Annotated in this window: 12 protein-coding genes; 11 read left to right on the top strand and 1 reads right to left on the bottom strand. The window is 32.7% G+C overall.

Features of this window, described 5'->3' with window-relative positions:
- Nucleotides 1–132: 132 nt before the first annotated feature.
- Nucleotides 133–1,440: a site-specific integrase gene (locus HNP35_RS15090; RefSeq protein ID WP_031456394.1), complete on the bottom strand. Its 1,308-nt coding sequence runs from the start codon at nucleotides 1,438–1,440 to the stop codon at nucleotides 133–135.
- 868 nt (nucleotides 1,441–2,308) lie between these two features.
- Between HNP35_RS15090 and corA the strand changes: the two genes are divergently transcribed.
- The 11 genes from corA (at nucleotide 2,309) to HNP35_RS15035 (ending at nucleotide 18,554) form a co-directional block, all read left to right on the top strand.
- Entirely contained in the window at nucleotides 2,309–3,382 is a 1,074-nt protein-coding gene (gene corA, locus HNP35_RS15085) for a magnesium/cobalt transporter CorA (protein WP_184163703.1), read from the top strand.
- Between the two features lie 66 nt (nucleotides 3,383–3,448).
- Nucleotides 3,449–5,542 carry a phosphate acetyltransferase gene (gene pta, locus HNP35_RS15080; RefSeq protein WP_184163701.1) on the top strand — a complete coding sequence of 698 codons (2,094 nt, stop codon included), beginning with the start codon at nucleotides 3,449–3,451 and terminating at the stop codon, nucleotides 5,540–5,542.
- Between the two features lie 164 nt (nucleotides 5,543–5,706).
- Nucleotides 5,707–6,891: an acetate/propionate family kinase gene (locus HNP35_RS15075; protein WP_184163698.1), complete on the top strand. Its 1,185-nt coding sequence runs from the start codon at nucleotides 5,707–5,709 to the stop codon at nucleotides 6,889–6,891.
- Between the two features lie 23 nt (nucleotides 6,892–6,914).
- Nucleotides 6,915–7,340 (top strand): DUF3995 domain-containing protein, encoded by a 426-nt coding sequence (locus HNP35_RS15070; protein ID WP_184163695.1) that lies wholly within the window; start codon nucleotides 6,915–6,917, stop codon nucleotides 7,338–7,340.
- A 20-nt stretch (nucleotides 7,341–7,360) separates the two neighbouring features.
- The gene (locus HNP35_RS15065) at nucleotides 7,361–7,858 is read left to right on the top strand and encodes a hypothetical protein (protein WP_184163693.1); all 498 of its coding nucleotides are present in this window, start codon (nucleotides 7,361–7,363) and stop codon (nucleotides 7,856–7,858) included.
- Between the two features lie 116 nt (nucleotides 7,859–7,974).
- Entirely contained in the window at nucleotides 7,975–10,719 is a 2,745-nt protein-coding gene (locus HNP35_RS15060) for a LuxR C-terminal-related transcriptional regulator (protein WP_184163690.1), read from the top strand.
- 244 nt (nucleotides 10,720–10,963) lie between these two features.
- Nucleotides 10,964–13,984 (top strand): SusC/RagA family TonB-linked outer membrane protein, encoded by a 3,021-nt coding sequence (locus HNP35_RS15055; RefSeq protein WP_184163687.1) that lies wholly within the window; start codon nucleotides 10,964–10,966, stop codon nucleotides 13,982–13,984.
- Between the two features lie 4 nt (nucleotides 13,985–13,988).
- Nucleotides 13,989–15,443 carry a RagB/SusD family nutrient uptake outer membrane protein gene (locus tag HNP35_RS15050; RefSeq protein WP_184163684.1) on the top strand — a complete coding sequence of 485 codons (1,455 nt, stop codon included), beginning with the start codon at nucleotides 13,989–13,991 and terminating at the stop codon, nucleotides 15,441–15,443.
- Between the two features lie 18 nt (nucleotides 15,444–15,461).
- The gene (locus tag HNP35_RS15045; protein ID WP_184163681.1) at nucleotides 15,462–16,361 is read left to right on the top strand and encodes a LamG domain-containing protein; all 900 of its coding nucleotides are present in this window, start codon (nucleotides 15,462–15,464) and stop codon (nucleotides 16,359–16,361) included.
- Nucleotides 16,362–16,434: 73 nt separating this feature from the next.
- On the top strand, nucleotides 16,435–17,823 hold the full coding sequence (locus HNP35_RS15040; protein WP_184163677.1) for a glucoamylase family protein: 1,389 nt from the start codon (nucleotides 16,435–16,437) through the stop codon (nucleotides 17,821–17,823).
- 11 nt (nucleotides 17,824–17,834) lie between these two features.
- Nucleotides 17,835–18,554: a prolyl oligopeptidase family serine peptidase gene (locus HNP35_RS15035; protein WP_184163674.1), complete on the top strand. Its 720-nt coding sequence runs from the start codon at nucleotides 17,835–17,837 to the stop codon at nucleotides 18,552–18,554.
- Nucleotides 18,555–18,558: the final 4 nt, after the last annotated feature.

Below are 18,558 nucleotides of genomic sequence, written 5' to 3'. Positions count from 1 at the left end.
TCACTTTGCACCGAAATTAGATGGTCACTTTAAACCGAAACGAAGTGGTCACTTTAAATTGGAAAACAGTGGTCAATATGACTGAGTTTTACAGTGGTATACTGTGTATATTATTATCTTTAAAATTATTTATCACGAAGAAATGTTGTATTTCTTTTTGATTGCCTGAATTTCCTTTTCGAGCCTGCTGAGAACCGCCAAATCAGGCTTAGACATTTTGGACCCAGTTTTATTGAGTTTTTTATTGAGAATAGACATTTCACGTCCGATTGTGGCCTGTTCAGTTATAGCATATGCCTCAGTCTGTTTTACCGATGCATGACCCAGCAGTTCTTTAACTACATTAATAGGGACGTTGTTATTTAATGTCACAGTGCTTCCAAAAGTACGGCGTGCCATATGCGTGTTTAATGTAAAAGGAAAGCCGCATAAGACTGCCACCTCTTTTAGATACTCATTCATTTTCTGGTTGGATGAAACAGGAAGCACGGTTCCACGCTGGATACACAGCGGGTGCTCTTTATATTTTTCAACTATTTTCAGTGCTTGGGGAAGAAGAGGGACATTAAATGATGAGTTTGTTTTCTGCCTTTCGGACATAATCCATAGATTTCCATCAATGCCTTCTTTGATATCAGTTTTCTTTAATTGATAAGCGTCTATGTAAGCCAGACCAGTGTAGCATTGGAAGACAAATACATCCCTTACGACATTGAGCCTGTCAGTTGTGAAATAATGACTTTCAAGTTCGTACAATTCCTGTGCGGTGAGTGGTTTTTTTACCAGTTTTGTTTTACGTCCCTTAAAGTTCTTAAATGGGTCCTTGGTGATTAACTCCTTATCAATGGCGCGGATTACAATCTTTTTGAAATTTGCAATATACTTTAGGGTTGTGTTGTTGCTGCAGTCGCGTACAGTTCTAAGGTAAAATTCGAAGTCCTTTACAAACTCAAGATTCAAATCCGCAAATTCAAGATCGTGCTTTTTAAGCTTGAATTTTATAAACGCAGTCAAATGGTTTTTAGTAATGGTAAACCGGTCAAGGGTGCCTTTTGCATAGCCTTTTCCAAGAAGCGCCTCCATTTCATCATTATGCTTTTGAAATTCTTCGAGAACCTTAATCTTTGGCGCGGTCCTTCCCAGAACCTCGTCCATAATTTTCTCAGCGGTTATGGTTTTGCCGCTATACATCATTTCGGTTTTGATTTCATTGATTTTTAAAGTCAGCGAATCCAAAAAGAAGTTCAGCGACTTTGCATCTTCCTTTGAGCCGACCGCTCTTTCGAACCTTTGATCCCATCGTGTATTATCCCATTTTCTCTTAGTTGAGCTTTCCTTACGGATACCGTCAACAGTTATTCTGAAATATACGATCCATTCTTTACTTTCTATTTTGGGTCTTTTTAAAAAGAATCCCAAACCAAAACTGCTTTCCAACATAATCCTACTTTTTAAATTAATAAATGTAGAATAATATTACTGCCAAATCAAGTCGTTAATCTCGTTAACCCCTATGATATAAGGGATTTTTACTGTTTCTGGTGCACTTTTCAGCGCGCCGGAAAGTGCACCGATTCTGCACCTTTAATTTTGTGAGGATTTATAAATATTGAAAACAGGCCTAAAATAAAAAAAACCTGCAAATCCTTGAATTTGCAGGTCTTCAGACATTTTTTGTGGCTTTTTAAAAAGAATGAAAACTTTAAGTTTTCCGCCTTTTAGGCCTTTCCGTGGGGAGAGCAGTATTGAAACCTACGAGGATCAATTTAACCTATTAAAAATATTATTATGGCCTTGCTTGGAATGATGCATTCTTTCTATTTCATCAATATTTTCGGCGCTGATAGAGCATAATGAATATAACGGTAAGATTTAAGAAGAGATAAAAAAAATGGGAGTTACAGTTTCCTTTTTAATGATCAGGGAGAATTACTTTCTTATTAAAAAACTTAGTTTTATTAAGAAACTATTCCTGCTATAATGAAGTTTAAAATGATTAACTTTCAGAATGGAAATATGTTGTTTTGTAAAATAAAATAACAGGTTTGTACCATATTTGTACCACGACGTTGTGAAGTACTGATATACTTGGATTGTTATTTTTGAAGAAGTTAAATAATTCTTTAGTGGTAAGAAATTAGTACAAAGTATTAAAATAGAAAACCGAGTCAGAAATGGCTCGGTTTTTTTTATGTCTATACATGATGAAAAGATGTATTTTACTTATTAAATGAATTTTCACAAACTGATAATTGTCATTTCTTCTTCGAATTCTTTTTCGTAATATTACTATTGTAAAATTTCCAGAATGAGAAAGATCAAATACAAGAAAGGACGCAAGCTACAGCATATTACATTAGAATATACAGGAACGCACAAAGAACACGAGACTGAGATGCAACTTTTCGTATACGACGATGCAGATGTTGTTGAATATGATAAGTTTACTGTTTTAGCACTAAATTCTTGTTTTGATTATACTAAAAACAATTGGTTAAATGTTCATGGATTAAATGACATTGGATTGCTTAAAACAATTGGAACACATTTTAAGCTCGATGATTTTCTTTTAGCAGATATCTTAAATACGACTAAAAGAACTAAGCTGGAAGAGCAACAAAACGTTTTATTCTTTAATATAAAATCCCTTTTGCCTTCTGAATATTCTGATAATATTAGTGTAGAACAAATTAGTTTTATTTTGAAAGACGGAATATTGATTTCGTTTCAGGAAAAACGCAGTGATTTCTTTACTCACATTAGAGAGCGTTTACGCACGCATGCAGGAATTGTTAGAACTAAAAAGGTAGATTATCTCTTGTATCTGCTTTTAGACGCTGTAATGGAAAATTTCTACATTACACTGGAAGATGAAGAAGATAAAGTTGAGGAGTTGATTAACCTCACTAAAAAAGATGCTAAACCAATTATTTTAGAAAAAATTGAAAATCACCGCGATAATTTGAACTTTTTAAAACGTTCTATCGTGCCTTTGAGAGATTCATTATACTATTTAAAAACCAAAAAAGATGATGACGACGAAAATGGCTTGATTCAGAAAGAAACGTTCAATTTCTTTATAAGATTGCATCAAAAGAGTTTGGAGCTTTTAGAACAGATAGAATCGGATATGAGTGCTTTGGAAAGTGCTTCTAATTTCTATTTTTCGGAACAAAGCCGAAAAATGAATGAAATCATGAAAACACTAACCATTATTTCGGCCATATTTATTCCGCTTACTTTTATTGTTGGAGTGTACGGAATGAACTTTGAAAATATGCCAGAACTCAAAATGCAGAATGGCTATTTTGTAGTAATGGGAGTGATGTTTTTGCTAGTAATTGGCTTAATCATTTATTTCAAGAAAAGACGTTGGTTTTAACTTTTGTTACAGCATAAATAGAATCGAAATGTATAATTTTGTTATTTAGAATAAATATAAATAATTATGAGTAAAGCAATATATATAGCCACTAGCGATCACAATAGTGGTAAATCAATTATTACGCTCGGTTTGATGAGTATTCTGATTGGTAAAACAGCTAAAGTTGGCTATTTTAGGCCTATAATCGAAGATTTTATTGATGGTGAAGTAGATAATCATATTGAGACAGTATTGTCTTATTTTAATCTTGATATTCAGTTTGAAGATGCTTATGCCATTACGAAAAGCAGATTGATTAAGAAAAAGAATAAAGGAAAAATAGGAGAGGTTCTTGATCTCATAATTGAAAAATATAAAAAGCTAGAAGAACGTTTTGATTTTGTTTTGGTTGAAGGAACAAGCTTTACAGGAGAAGGAACTTCTATCGAATTAGATTTGAATGTTTTAATCGCTAAAAATCTTGGAATTCCAACAATAATTGTAGGTTCGGGCGTTGGAAAAACTTTAGAAGAGCTTTTAGACAGTTTGTATTTGGTTTACGATTCTTTTAAAGTGAAAGAAGTTGAAGTTTTATCTGTTTTTGCAAATAAAGTTCAGCCAGAAAATATAGAATTGGTTACAAATAGCCTAAAAAAGACTTTGCCAGCTAATGTTCTAATTAATACAATTCCGCTAATTTCTACTTTGAATAATCCAACAATGCAGGAAATTGTAAATGAACTGAATGCAAAAGTGCTGTTTGGAGAAAATTATCTGAACAATGAAATTGGACATTACAGCGTGGGTGCAATGCAGCTTCATAATTATCTGGTTCATTTGCATAACAATGCTTTAGTAATTACTCCTGGGGATCGTTCAGATATTATTTTAGGGGCTTTACAAGCGAATGAATCTGCAAATTATCCAACAATTTCAGGAATTATTCTAACAGGAAATATTGTTCCAGAAGAAAGTATTTTAAAGCTAATTGAAGGACTTTCTGCAATCGTCCCAATTATTGCTGTAGACGGCGGAACGTATCATATTACCAATAAAATTGGATCGATAAAATCTGAAATTTACGCTAACAATACGCATAAGATTGAGACTTCTATAACGACATTTGAAAAATATGTTGATAACGATGCTCTATCAGAAAGATTGATCACTTTTGAAGCTGAAGGTATGACGCCAAAAATGTTTCAATATAACATGGTTAAAAGAGCGAAACAGCATAGAAAACATATTGTACTTCCAGAAGGAAATGATGACCGAATTATTACGGCAGCATCGAGATTATTAGATATGGATGTTGTTGATATTTCGATTATTGGAGATAAAAAACAAATCGAAAATAAAGTGGTAGAACTTGGAATCACGCTAGATTTTTCAAAAGTTAATATCATCAATCCAAAAGAATCTGAACTTTATGAAGATTACGCCAATACTTATTATGAGCTTAGAAAAGCTAAAAACGTAAGTATCACAATGGCACGAGATTTAATGGAAGATGTTTCGTATTTCGGAACCATGATGGTTTACAAAGGTCATGCAGACGGAATGGTTTCTGGTGCAGCGCATACCACACAACATACTATTTTGCCAGCATTGCAATTCATTAAAACAAAACCAAATTCATCTGTAGTTTCTTCGGTATTTTTTATGTGTTTAGAAGACCGAGTTTCAGTTTTTGGAGATTGTGCCATCAATCCAAATCCAACAGCTGAACAATTGGCAGAAATTGCGATTTCATCGGCAGAATCTAGTTTAGCATTCGGAATTGAACCAAAAATTGCGATGCTTTCTTATTCTTCTGGTTCTTCCGGAAAAGGAGACGAAGTTGATAAAGTAAGAACTGCGACTGCAATCGTAAAAGAAAAAAGACCAGACTTAAAAATTGAAGGTCCAATTCAGTATGACGCTGCAGTTGATTTAACTGTTGGAAAGAGTAAAATGCCAGATTCTGAAGTGGCAGGACAAGCAAGCGTACTTATTTTTCCAGATTTAAATACAGGAAATAATACTTATAAAGCCGTTCAAAGAGAAACTGGAGCTTTGGCAATTGGCCCAATGCTTCAAGGTTTGAATAAGCCCGTAAATGATTTAAGCCGAGGTTGTACAGTAGACGATATTATCAATACAGTCGTTATTACGGCAATTCAAGCACAAGGAATGTAATAATAATTGTGAATTGTTAATGGTAAATTATTAATTTATACTTTGCCTTGAAATTGCTTTTATTTGAATATGAATTCACAATATAAAAAATATAAAAAAAGTTTTGAGTCTTTCAATAAAACTCAGCACTTTAGAAACTTAGCATCTTAGCACCTTTAAAAAAAATGAAAATACTTATTATAAACTCAGGAAGTTCTTCAATAAAATATCAATTAATGGTTATGCCAGAAAACCAAGTAATTTGTTCGGGTATGATTGATAGAATTGGTTTAGAAACTTCAAATATTGTTTTTAAAACGGCAAGCGGATCAATTGAAGAAACACTTCCTATTCCGAATCATAAAGTTGGATTGCAAAAAGTAGCCAACATGCTTTTGGATGCTGAAAAAGGAGTTATTAAATCAACTTCTGAAATTGCAGCTGTTGGACATCGTGTAGTACATGGCGGTAGTGATTTTAGCGATACTGTGAAAATTGATGAAAAAGTAAAAGCAAAAATCAAACAGCTTTTTGAGTTAGCGCCTTTGCATAATCCAGCGAATTTAGAGGGAATTAATGTTGCAGAAGAAATTTTCAGCTCAGCAGAACAAATTGCAGTTTTTGATACTGCTTTCCATCAAACAATGCCTGAAGTTGCCTTTAAATATGCGATTCCAAACTATCTTTTGACAGAAAATAAAGTTCGTGTTTACGGTTTTCACGGAACTAGCCATAAATATGTTTCAGAAAAAGCAATCGCTTATTTGAAAAATAATTCTAAAATAATTACCATTCATTTAGGAAATGGCTGCAGTATGGCAGCGATTAAAGACGGGAAATGTATTGATACTTCGATGGGATTTTCACCTTCAAATGGTTTGATTATGGGAACTCGTGCCGGAGATATTGACCAATCTGTTGTTTTCTATATGATTAAGAATTTAGGATATACTCCAGATGAAGTTAATGCTGTTTTATTGAAACAAAGTGGAATGTTAGGCCTTACTGGTTATAGCGATTTGCGTGATATTGAAGCAGAAGCAGAAAAAGGAAATAAAGATTGTCAGCTTGCACTACAGATGAATGCTTATAGAATTAGAAAAACTATAGGAGCTTATGCATCAGCCCTTAACGGATTGGATGCCATTGTTTTTACAGCGGGAATTGGCGAAAACTCATCTTATATGCGCAATTTAATCTGTACAGATATGGATTATTTCGGAATTGAAATTGATAAAGAAAAGAATCAAATTCGTTCTAAGGAATTAAGAGAAATTAACTCTTCAAATGCTATTGTTAAAGTTCTGGTTGTACCAACAGACGAAGAGTACGAAATTGCCAATCAAGTTTTTCAATTATTAGAAAATTAATTTCTTAACCAATAGATTTAATAATGGCAAAAATCATTGCGGTACTATTATTTTCGATATTTCTTTTTCTTTCATCCGTTCATTTTTATTGGGCTTTTGGAGGAAAATGGGGAACTCAAGGTGTTTATCCGACTCCAGATGAGAATACTCCGCCAAGAAATCCAGGAATATTTGCAACTTTAGTAGTCGCAATTGCACTCTTTGCATTTGGTGTTTTTTATTTAATAGAAACCAAAATGATTAATGTTGAGTTGTCTCCAGATTTTAGTGAAAAAGGTTTTTGGTTACTTTCAATTACATTTGCGTTAAGAGCTTTAGGCGATTTTAAATATTTTGGATTTTTCAAAAAAATAAAAAACACCAAATTCGGACAAAATGATACTAAATATTTTACGCCATTATGTTTAATAATCAGTATTCTGAGTGTTGTATTGATGTTGTTGAATTAAATTTATCCTTGAGTTTTTAGATGGCAGTATCAAAAATTGCGCTTACAAAAGAAGATATTGTATTGGTCAAAAATAGAATTAAAGCTAATTCTACGATTAGGCTTTTAGGATCAGGCTTTTCGCTTATTGTGCTTTTAATTGTTTATTTATGTGTTGGATGCGATACTTCAAACCACACTTTTTATTTTTTCAGAGGAGCAATCATTGTAATTAATGCCTTTCTTCTTTTGAGTTGGTTGAGAGATATTAATTTATATAATGATTTAAATGAAAAGCAAAAATATGTTGGAACAGTCAAAGTAAAGAAAAAGGAATATCATTATGATAATGAGAATAATTCCGAAATCCATCAGGTTAACTTTGATGAATGGAGAGTGGGAAATGTATGTTTTAAAGAAAAATTTTGGAATGATATAGAAGAAGGTGATGAATTCTATGTCGAACAAGCGGCTAATTCTAGTTTAATTCTAAAATTAGAGAAAGATAATGTCGATTTTAAAATCGGATTGATAAGGTAAATTGTTTTAACTATTTTATTTCTAGATAATAATATAAAAAGCTTCCGCATTGGAAGCTTTTTTACTTTTCGGAAATTAAATATTTTGTGAGTATCTTTGAATTTAAAACGAATATCTTGAAATCGATACTTTTAAAATCAGTTTTCTTCTTTTTCATCGCTTTACAGCTTCAAGCACAAGAATTACTTCCATTTGTCGAAAATTACAGCAAATCAGATTATCAAGGTGATAATCAAATATGGAATGTCGTTCAAGGAAAAGACGATGCCATGTACTTTGCCAATAACCATTATTTGCTTCGTTACGACGGAGTAAAATGGGAAAAATATACACTTCCTAACAAAACCATTATTCGCTCTATTTTAATTGAAGGCGACAAAATCTATTCTGGTTCTTATAAAGAATTTGGTTATTGGTATAGAAAAGACGGAACAATGCATTATGTTTCGATCACAAAAAATCTTAGATTATTTGATGAAAAAGACAATGAAGAAATCTGGAAAATTTTCAGATTTAATGGTTCGCTGTATTTTCAATCATTCAACGATGTTTTTATTTATAACGGAAAATCAATTAAGAAAATTAAATTTCCTTTTCTTATTTCATACTGTTTTGCTGTAGATCAAAATCTATATGTTGCTTCTGTTCAGGATGGAATTTTTAAAATGAAGGATAAATACATTGCTAATCCGAAAGGTTGGGATGTATTAAAGAAAACCGTTGTTCATGCCATCGAAAAATATCAAAATAATACCTACATTTTTACACAAAAAAAAGGTGTTTTTGTTCTAGATCAAAATGGTTTGAAAAGTTGGGACAATCCTATAAACGAGATGTTAAAATCGGCAACAATTAATGTCGCAAAATTTATAAAGGGAGAAAAATTGATTATTGGAACTGGAAATCGCGGTATTATTATTTTAGATTTGAAAACCAATTCTTATAAAAATATTGAGCGAGACAATGTTTTAATGAACAACTCGGTTCTGAGTTTAGGATTTGATAAAGAAGATGACCTTTGGGTTGGTTTAGATAATGGTATTGCTCATGTTGAGGTTAATTCTCCAATTTCATTTTTTTATGACAATTCTGGGCTTTTAGGATCTGTATACTCCGTTGCAACAATTAATAAAGGTTATTTAATTGCTTCAAATCATGGTATTTTTGAATATAGTGGAGGAAAATTCAATATGATGCCTAACACACAAGGGCAAGGATGGAATATCTCGCTTATAGATGGAAAATATATCATAGGTCATAACGATGGCACTTTTTCTTATGAAAATAGTACTTTAACCAAAATTAATGGAGTTAGTGGCGGTTGGAATATGTCTAAAAGCAGTATCAATAATACTTATTTTCAATCAACTTACAGCGGTATTTTAGTTTATGATAATCCTTCAAATTTATCTGAATATAAAATAATAAAAGATCTTGCGAAACCTATTAAATATGTTGCTCAAAATAAAAAGAATGAAATTTGGGCCGCTGATAATTATCGCGGATTATATCGTGTTTTATTAGATGACAACTACAATACTTTAAAAGTTGAAAATGTTACGCAGCAAAGCAAAATAAAAAATGACTTTGGAATAAAGATTTTTGAGTTTAGAAAAGAAATTCTCTTTTTAATTAATAATGTTTGGTACACATATAATTCGATTTCCAATAAATTGGAAGAAAATGATTTGTTTAATGCAAGTTTTAAAAATGTAACAGATATCGTTTCTATAGATGACAGCCATTTCATGGTTTTGCAAAACGGAATTTTGTATCACATTTATGCTGAAGGGAATAAGTTTATTTGGAATATCATTCAGGAAAAATATTATAAAGGAAAATTGATTAATGAAAATCTGAGAATTTTTAAAACAGATAACGATTATTTGTTTAATCTCGATGATGGATTTATTTCATTAAAACTGCAATATGAAAACAAACAAAATTCAAAAGTAGAATTAGAGGCATTTAGTAATGACGTTTTAATTCCTAATGAATCAAAAATAAAATTCAATACCGAATTAAAAATCAACGTTATTTCTGGAATTTATGGAGCAAGCAAGCCAAACTTGTTTTATAAATTAGATAAAAGCAGAGAATTTGTACCAATTTCAGACGGATTAATAATTCTAAACAATTTAAGTAGTGGATATCATTCGGTAGAGATATTCAAGCATGATGGTGCTACTTATGATAAAGTTTTGTCTTATAAGTTTAGAGTTGCAGAACCTTGGTATTTTTCTTTTTGGATGATTCTTCTTTATTTGCTGGTTATAGGAGCTGTTTTATTCTTTTATTATAAATGGAATAAACTTCGTTATATGCAAAAACTAAAATTGCAGGCAGAGGAATTAAAACACCAAAGAGAAATTCTTGAAATGGAATTGAAGAAAGAAAACGAACTTAATATTCAAGAATATGAAAAACATATTTTAGAATTAGAACTGCAATCAAAATCTTCTGAAGTTGCCGGTAAATCGTTATCAATTGCCAAGCAAACAGAAATGATTGATAAGATTCAAGGCATTTTAGAAACGGAGAAAGATTTCAGTAAACTTAAAAATGAAATCAAGAAGGCAATTAAGATTAATGAAGTAAATAAACACGAGTGGGAAATATTTGAAACCAACTTAAATCAAATCCATAATGAGTTTATTATAAATCTTTCTAAGAAATATCCAAACTTAACTCCGAAGGATATAAAATTATGCGTTTATCTAAAAATGAACCTTTCTTCAAAAGAAATTGCACCCATGATGAACATCTCTTTTAGAGGTGTAGAACTGCATAGATATCGTCTTAGAAAGAAATTAAACCTCACACAAGACGAAAATCTGTCGAAATTTTTATTAACTCTGTAAGATTTGATTTTGTTTTTTACAGATTTTATATTTTTTGATATCATTTTTTATATAATTACGATACATCATTACTACATCATAATGATATGTTAAAGGAATTTTATTAACATTTAAAATGTTGATTTTCATTGATTTAATATCAATTTTTAACACAATGATGTAGCTATGTTGTAGTGGTATTTGATGTACTACAACGTTGTAATTGTTTAATTTGGCTCTACTAACTTAAACGATTACGTACTGTATGAAAAATTTTATTTTTAGCTTTTTAGCACTCTTGTTGCTGCCTACATATATGATGGGGCAGGCACAAGCAATTAAAGGGAAAGTATTAGACAGTAGTGGAATGGGAGTTCCAGGTGCTATTATTAGTGCCTCGGAGTCTAGAACTTCTGCTGATGCTGACTTCGATGGTAATTTTACCATTAATGCTAAAGTTGGAGAAACCTTAAAAATCTCCATGCTTGGTTTCGATTCTGTTTCTGTACAAGCGACGGCAGGAGCAATGACAATTACTTTAAAAGAATCGGGTGATACCGCTTTAAAAGAAGTAGTTGTTATCGGTTACGGTACTAGAAAAAAAGTAGATAATACTACTGCAATTTCTTCTATTAAAGCTGAAGATATCACAAAAACTAAAGTAATTAATGCTTCTCAAGCTATTCAAGGTAAAGCAGCTGGGGTGCAAGTAACTGCTTCAGATTTACCAGGAAGCACACCTTCTGTAGTAATTAGAGGTTTGGGTACTGCTTTAGGAGGTAGATCACCATTATATATTGTTGATGGTATGGCAACAGAAAACATCAATAATATAAATGCAAACGATATTACTTCTTACGATATCTTAAAAGATGCCTCTGCATTGGCTATTTATGGTACAAGAGCAGCAAACGGGGTTATCATTATTACTACTAAAAAAGGTAAAGGTGATAAAGTTTCTGTTGAAGTAGAAAGCTTTGGTGGTGTAAGAACACCTCTTAAAAGAGTAAAAATGGCTGGAAGTAATAAATATGCTCATTACACTAATTCAGCTTTACAATCTACAACTTACTCTCAAGATCAGCCTGTTAATACAGATTGGTTTGACGAAATTACAAGAACAGGAAGTTATACTCAAAACAACGTATCTGTTTCTGGTGCAACGGAAAGTGTAAAATACTTTTTCAGTTTAGGAAATTATTCTGAGCAAGCTGTTTTAAATGGTTTAGATTTCGGACGTACTACTTTTAGAAATAATAACGAATACAAAATTTCAAAAAAACTGACTTTAACTCAAAACTTCAGTTTAACGTCTACAAAATCAACTCCAAAACCTTTGTCAGCTTTTACAAATGCTTACAAACAATCTCCAGTAGTTCCAGTATTCTTTCCTGATGGGAAATATGGAGTTGCACGTGTTGGAGACAATGGTTTTGCAAGCGAAACAGGATCTGCAATCAACAACGTTGGAAACCCTGTTGCTCAGTTGGATTTCTTTGATGAACAACAACGTAGCATTACTTTACAAGGAGGTTTAAAATTAGATTATGAAATTTTACCTTCTTTAAAATTCACATCTCAATATAATGGTGAGTATTATACTTGGAAAAATTATAACTACAACGACACTAAAAATATTTGGGTAGCAGCGAATCCAGATAGACAAGCAAGTGAATACGAGCAATTATTTCCTAATGCAAATATCAATTCATTAACAAAAGGAAGAGAAGAATATTACAATTGGAGTTTATCAAACTACTTGACTTACAACAAAGTGTTTAACGAAATTCACGATGTAGAGGTTACTGCTGGTATTGAAACATACGTTAAGGGAGCAAGAGAAAAATTGACAATAGTAAGAAAGAATGTGAATTCTGATTCTAATTATTGGTCTTTAAAAGATAACGAGTATGCAACAAATATTACTAGTTATAAAGATGAGGTTTTTAACGAAACTAAATTAGCTTCTTACTTAGGTCGTTTCCAATATAAATTGTTAGACAGATACTTATTTACTGGAACTGTTAGACGTGACGGATCTTCAAACTTTGCAAAAGACTACCGTTGGGGAACTTTCCCTGCGTTTGGTGCAGGATGGGTAATTTCTAAAGAGAAATTCTTAGCAGATGCTAAAGGAATCAATTTATTGAAACTTAGAGGAAGCTGGGGTAAATTAGGAAATCAAAATGTACCACTTAACAGTCAAGGTTATACTTCTGGTCTTAATGCATATTTAGGAGGTTCTATCTTACTTGAAGGAACAACGATATCTTCACAAATTGATCCAAGTTTATCTTGGGAGGTTACAGAAGAATCTTCTGTAGGTTTAGATTTTGAATTCTTAAACAGCAGATTAAAAGGATCTTTCGATGTGTATGATAAAAATACTAACAACGTAATTTTAAACACAAAACCTTATTTTACATCTGGAATTACGGCTGCATCACCAGCTCACGTTGGAGAAGTATCTAACAAAGGTTATGAAATTTCATTACGTTGGGATGACAAAATCGGAGAAAACTTTAGCTACTATATCGGTGGTAACTTTTCTAACAATAAAAACGAACTTACAGGTCTGAAAAATGTAGTATTATCTCCAGTTATTGGTGGAGGTTTAGGAAACGGTCAAGACACAAAATTATTGGATAATACAACTGTTGGACAGCCATTAGGAAGTTTCTATATCTATGAATATGCTGGTTTTGATCCTGCAAATGGACAAATGTTATACTATAATGCAGCAGGAGATAAAGTAACTCAAGATGCATTGAGCGCTACAGCTGATAAAAAATATGTTGGTTCAAGTTTACCAAAATCAAACTACGGAGTTTCTTTAGGTTTTGTTTACAAAAACTTTGATTTCTCTGTTGACGGATATGGAACTTCTGGAGCAAAAGTTTACAACGGTAAAAAAGCACAACGTTTCTCAGGTGAAAACATCGAAAATTCATTGGCTACAGATTTCTGGACGTTAAACAATACAACGGCTTCAAATCCTGCACCATTTAATCAAGTACCAGTAGCTTCTACATACTATTTAGAGTCTGGTGATTTCTTTAGAATTAACAACATTACTTTAGGATATAAATTGCCATTACAATCTGACAGTTTTATTTCTGCATGTAGAATTTATGTTAATGCAATTAACCCATTTATTACACAAAAATTCTCAGGATTTTCTCCAGAGTTAAACGGAGATGGAAATCCTTACGGAACTCAGGGAGTAGAGCTGGATGCTTATCCAACTTTAAGATCATTTGTAATTGGTGCTAATTTAAAATTTTAATAATATGAAAAAGATATATATAGCAACGTTTGTATTATCATCATTGTTCTTTACAGGATGTGCAGACGACTATCTAGATGTAGATCAAACAGAATCTATTTCGACAGACGATACAGAGCTGTTTAATAATGAGGCAGGAGCTGCTCAATTTGTAACAGCAATCTATAACAAGTTTTTAAACTGGGATATGACGTCTTTTGGATGGATTGGTCTTTCAAGTATCACTTCTGATGATGCTGATAAAGGTTCTTCTCCTGGAGATACTGGAACTGATAAAGATGTATTAGATGCTTTGACTTACAACGCTTCTAATCCTTCTGCTGAAAGTACTTTTATTGCTAATTACGACGGAATCAATAAATGTAATCAAGCTTTAAATATGCTTCCAAAATTGGATAAAGTAGATGCTGCTTTAAGAAACAGATTAGCTGGTGAAGCTAAGTTTTTGAGAGCTTTTATGTATTTCACTTTAGTAAAATGTTACGGAGGTGTTCCAATTGTAGATCATTTGCCTGTTCCTGGTTCAGAGGCTGATAGAATTATGCAGTTAACACGTAAAACTGCTCCAGAAGTTTATGCTTTCATTGAAACAGATTTAAATGATGCGATTGCTGCATTGCCTGAAAAAGGAGCTTATTCTGCTAATGAGAAATCAAGAGTTACAAAAGGTGCTGCTTATGCTTTATTAGCAAAAGTAAGTTTATACCAGAAAAAATGGCAGCAAGTTGTTGATAATGCTAATAAAGTAACAGGTTATTCTCTTGTTGCTGATTATGCTTCAATGTTTAGAGCAAGTGGAAAATTTGATTCTGAATCTATTTTCGAAATCTACGCTCAAGGTGCTGTACCTGCTAAAGGAATCGAAGGATACTCAAATACTCAAGGTGCTCGTGGTACTGGAGGTTGGGGTTGGGGCTTCAATACACCATCTCAAAGTTTAGTAAACGCTTACGAAGCTGGAGATGTTAGAAAAGCGGCAACAATTATTTTTAGAGGTTCAACTTTATACGATGGAAGAGTAGTGCCAAATACAGTTGAAAACGAAAGATACAATTATAAAGCGTATTCATCTGCATATACAGATGCATGGGAAACAGATGTTGATATTAAGTATTTGAGATTTGCTGAAGTTATTTTAATGAAAGCTGAAGCATTAAATGAATTAGGTCAAACTGGTGAAGCTATTCCATTATTGAATCAGATTAGAAACAGAGCAGGTTTAGGAAATACTACAGCAGCTTCTCAAGCAGATGTTAGAACTGCAATTTGGAAAGAAAGAAGGGTAGAAATGGCTTTTGAGCACGATAGATTTTTCGATTTAGTGCGTACAGGTCAAGCAAAAGCTGCTTTCGCAGTAGATGGAAAAACATTTACTGAAGGTAAAAATGAATTATTCCCTATTCCGGCAACATTCATTAAACAGGCTGATGGTTTATCAGCTCAAAACCCTGGTTACTAATCCTTAAAAATAATTAAAATGAAAAAAAATAAATCTATTTTATTACTTTCTTTTGCTTTGGCTTCGCAAATTTTTGTAAGCTGTGAGGATAGTATAGATAAAACAAACAGTCCAATTCCATACGAGTCAATTGGCGGATATGAGAATTCTGACGAAGTTGCAGCTACACATTTAGTTTCTAAATTTAGTTTTGATGGAACAATAGAAGATTCAAAAGGTGCGATCACTGGCGGAACTGGAACAAATGTTTCTTATGAAACGGGAGTAAAAGGTACTGCTTACAAAGGTTCTACAACTTCATTTATTGCTTACAATAATGTTGCAAACTCTATAGTAAACTTAAAGAATATTACTGTTTCTATGTGGATTAAAACTGATCCACATACAGGAGGAGCTCAATCTTTATACATGCTTCCAAAGAAAACAGATTTCTGGGGTAATATTTTTACTCTTATTGAAGGAACAGGACCAGCAACAACTATGTTGATGAAAAACCATATTCAAAGAGATGTTACGCCAAGTATTCCTTGGTCAGGACAATTTATTGAACATGGTGGTACAAATGTTTTATCTAATATGTTTGGAGCATGGAAACATGTAGTTTGGTCATACAATGGTACAAGTTCTACTTACAGCTTATACATTGATGGTCAAAAAGTGACTTTGCCAACTTCTATTTCAAAAAGATATGCAAGCGATCCTGCAACTGGTGGAGGTCCTTTTGGCGAATTGGCTAGTTCTGAAGTTTCAAAATTTATTATCGGAGGTTACCAACAGCATTTAGGTGCTCCATGGGGTAATCCTGATGGATGGATGTTACACTACACTGGGTTAATGGATGAATTTAGAATTTATGATTCTGCTCTTACAGATCCAGAAGTTACAGCTTTATACAAATTAGAAAAAGATAAAAGGTAAAGTTTTCAGAAACATACACCTGACGTAAAATCAGGTGTATGTTTTAATTAATATAATTATAGAAATTGATAAAATGAAGTTAGGTTTATATATAATAATGTTTTTAAGTGCTGTGAGTTCATGTTCGTCTTCTTCGCCAGAAGGAGGAAATACAGGAGGAACACCATTACCAACAAATCCAACAACACCAACTACGCCATTGACGGATACTGAAGCATTAGATCTGGTTCAAAAAGATGCTATTAAATATTTCTGGGATTATGCAGATCCGAAATCAAAATTGGCGAGAGAAAGATACCTTACGGAAGATCCTAATTTTGAGTCAAATATTATTACTACAGGAGGTTCTGGTTTTGGTTTAATGAGTATTGTTGTAGGTGTAGAAAGAGGTTTTTTACCAAGAGTAGAAGCTGTTTCTAGACTTTCAACAGCATTAAATTTTCTTGAAAAAGCAGAACGTTTTCATGGAGCTTGGCCACATTGGATGGACAACACTTCGGGTAAAGTTATACCATTTGGAACAAAAGATAATGGAGGAGATTTAGTAGAAACTTCTTTCGTTTGTCAAGCTTTAATTACGATTAGAGAATATTTTAAAAATGGAAGTACCGCTGAAAAAGAATTGGCAGCAAAAGCTGATGAACTTTGGAAAGGTGTTGAATGGGATTGGTATACAAAAGGCGAAAATGCACTTTATTGGCACTGGTCACCAAATTACGGTTGGGAAATGAATTTTAAATTGGAAGGGTATAACGAATGTTTAATCACTTACGTGATGGCTGCTTCTTCACCTACACATCCAATTTCTGCTGAGGCTTATCACCAAGCTTGGGCTAGAAGTGGCGCTATTGTAAACGGAGGAATTCAATATGGAATTCCGGTTGTTTTAAGTTACAATGGAGCTGTCGGAAATGTAGGCCCAATGTTCTGGTCACATTATTCATACTTAGGTTTAGACCCAAATACTTTAAAAGACAAATATGCTGATTATTGGCAGTTGACACAAAATCATGCTAAAATCATGGTACAATATAGTGTTGCAAATCCAAAAGGGTTTAAAGATTATTCAGATAAATGTTGGGGTTTAACAGCAAGTTACACTCGTAATCCTGATGGAACTACAGGTTATACTGCTCACCAGCCAAATAATGATAATGGTGTTATTTCTCCAACTGCTGCGCTATCATCTTTTCCGTATACGCCAGTAGAATCGATGAAATTCTTACATTATTTATATGATGAAAACAGATCAAAATATGTTGGTATAGCAGGTCCTTACGATGCTTTTTCACCACAGTATAATTGGGTAACAGCTCGTTATTTGGCAATCGATCAAGGAACTATTGCTCCAATGGTTGAAAACTATAGAACAGGTTTGTTGTGGAAACTGTTTATGAATGCATCAGATACAAAACAAGGTTTGAAAAAACTTGGATTTACTTCTGGTAAGTACGGAATTTAAATCCTTTTTAAATGAAATTTAGAATAACGCTTTTTGTCTTATTGTTTTCTGTATTTGGATTTGCCCAAAGCGAAACAACTGGTAAAATCAATACGGTTATAATGTCTAAATATGAGTTGGGTTATGCTCTGCATCGTCCAGCAAATACGAAGGAAAAAAAGCCATTAATAGTTTTTATTTCAGGAGATGGAGAAAAAGGAACTGATATTGAAAAGGTAAAAATTCATGGACCTTTTAAATATTTAAAAACACATCCATTAGATGCTTATGTTCTGGCTCCTCAATGCAAAGAAGATGAAAATTGGGATATAGAATCGATTTATCAGCTGATTTTAAAAATTCAGAAAGAGAATAAAATTGATTCAGAAAGAATATATGTTACTGGTTTGAGCTCAGGAGGTTGGGCTTCATGGAATTTGGCTTTTGCACATCCGGATCTATTTGCAGCAAACGTACCTGTCGCTGGTTTTGTAGATTTAATTCATTTAGAACACGCTTGTGAAATAGCCAATATTCCGACCAGAATTTTCCACGGATTGCTAGATGATGTGGTCAATGTGAATTATGCGATTACGATTTACAAAGAATTGAAAAAGTGTAATGCAAAAGATGTAAAGCTGACCATTTTTGATGATGCAAATCATGATAGTTGGACAAAAGTCTATGATAATCAAGAGATTTACGACTGGATGTTTCAGCAGAAAAAAGAAAGAATACAAACAAATAAATAGAATA

It is taken from the genome of Flavobacterium notoginsengisoli, from assembly GCF_014207905.1.
Lineage (GTDB): Bacteria > Bacteroidota > Bacteroidia > Flavobacteriales > Flavobacteriaceae > Flavobacterium > Flavobacterium notoginsengisoli_A.
This window is presented reverse-complemented; position numbering and strand designations above follow the sequence as displayed.

Excerpts from the sequence above, each read along its gene's own strand:
- HNP35_RS15040 (WP_184163677.1), top strand. The coding sequence starts at position 16,435 with ATGAAGTTAGGTTTATATATAATAATGTTTTTAAGTGCTGTGAGTTCA.
- HNP35_RS15090 (WP_031456394.1), bottom strand. The coding sequence starts at position 1,440 with ATGTTGGAAAGCAGTTTTGGTTTGGGATTCTTTTTAAAAAGACCCAAA.
- HNP35_RS15075 (WP_184163698.1), top strand. The coding sequence starts at position 5,707 with ATGAAAATACTTATTATAAACTCAGGAAGTTCTTCAATAAAATATCAA.
- HNP35_RS15070 (WP_184163695.1), top strand. The coding sequence starts at position 6,915 with ATGGCAAAAATCATTGCGGTACTATTATTTTCGATATTTCTTTTTCTT.
- HNP35_RS15035 (WP_184163674.1), top strand. The coding sequence starts at position 17,835 with ATGAAATTTAGAATAACGCTTTTTGTCTTATTGTTTTCTGTATTTGGA.
- corA (WP_184163703.1), top strand. The coding sequence starts at position 2,309 with ATGAGAAAGATCAAATACAAGAAAGGACGCAAGCTACAGCATATTACA.
- HNP35_RS15050 (WP_184163684.1), top strand. The coding sequence starts at position 13,989 with ATGAAAAAGATATATATAGCAACGTTTGTATTATCATCATTGTTCTTT.
- HNP35_RS15045 (WP_184163681.1), top strand. The coding sequence starts at position 15,462 with ATGAAAAAAAATAAATCTATTTTATTACTTTCTTTTGCTTTGGCTTCG.
- pta (WP_184163701.1), top strand. The coding sequence starts at position 3,449 with ATGAGTAAAGCAATATATATAGCCACTAGCGATCACAATAGTGGTAAA.
- HNP35_RS15065 (WP_184163693.1), top strand. The coding sequence starts at position 7,361 with ATGGCAGTATCAAAAATTGCGCTTACAAAAGAAGATATTGTATTGGTC.
- HNP35_RS15055 (WP_184163687.1), top strand. The coding sequence starts at position 10,964 with ATGAAAAATTTTATTTTTAGCTTTTTAGCACTCTTGTTGCTGCCTACA.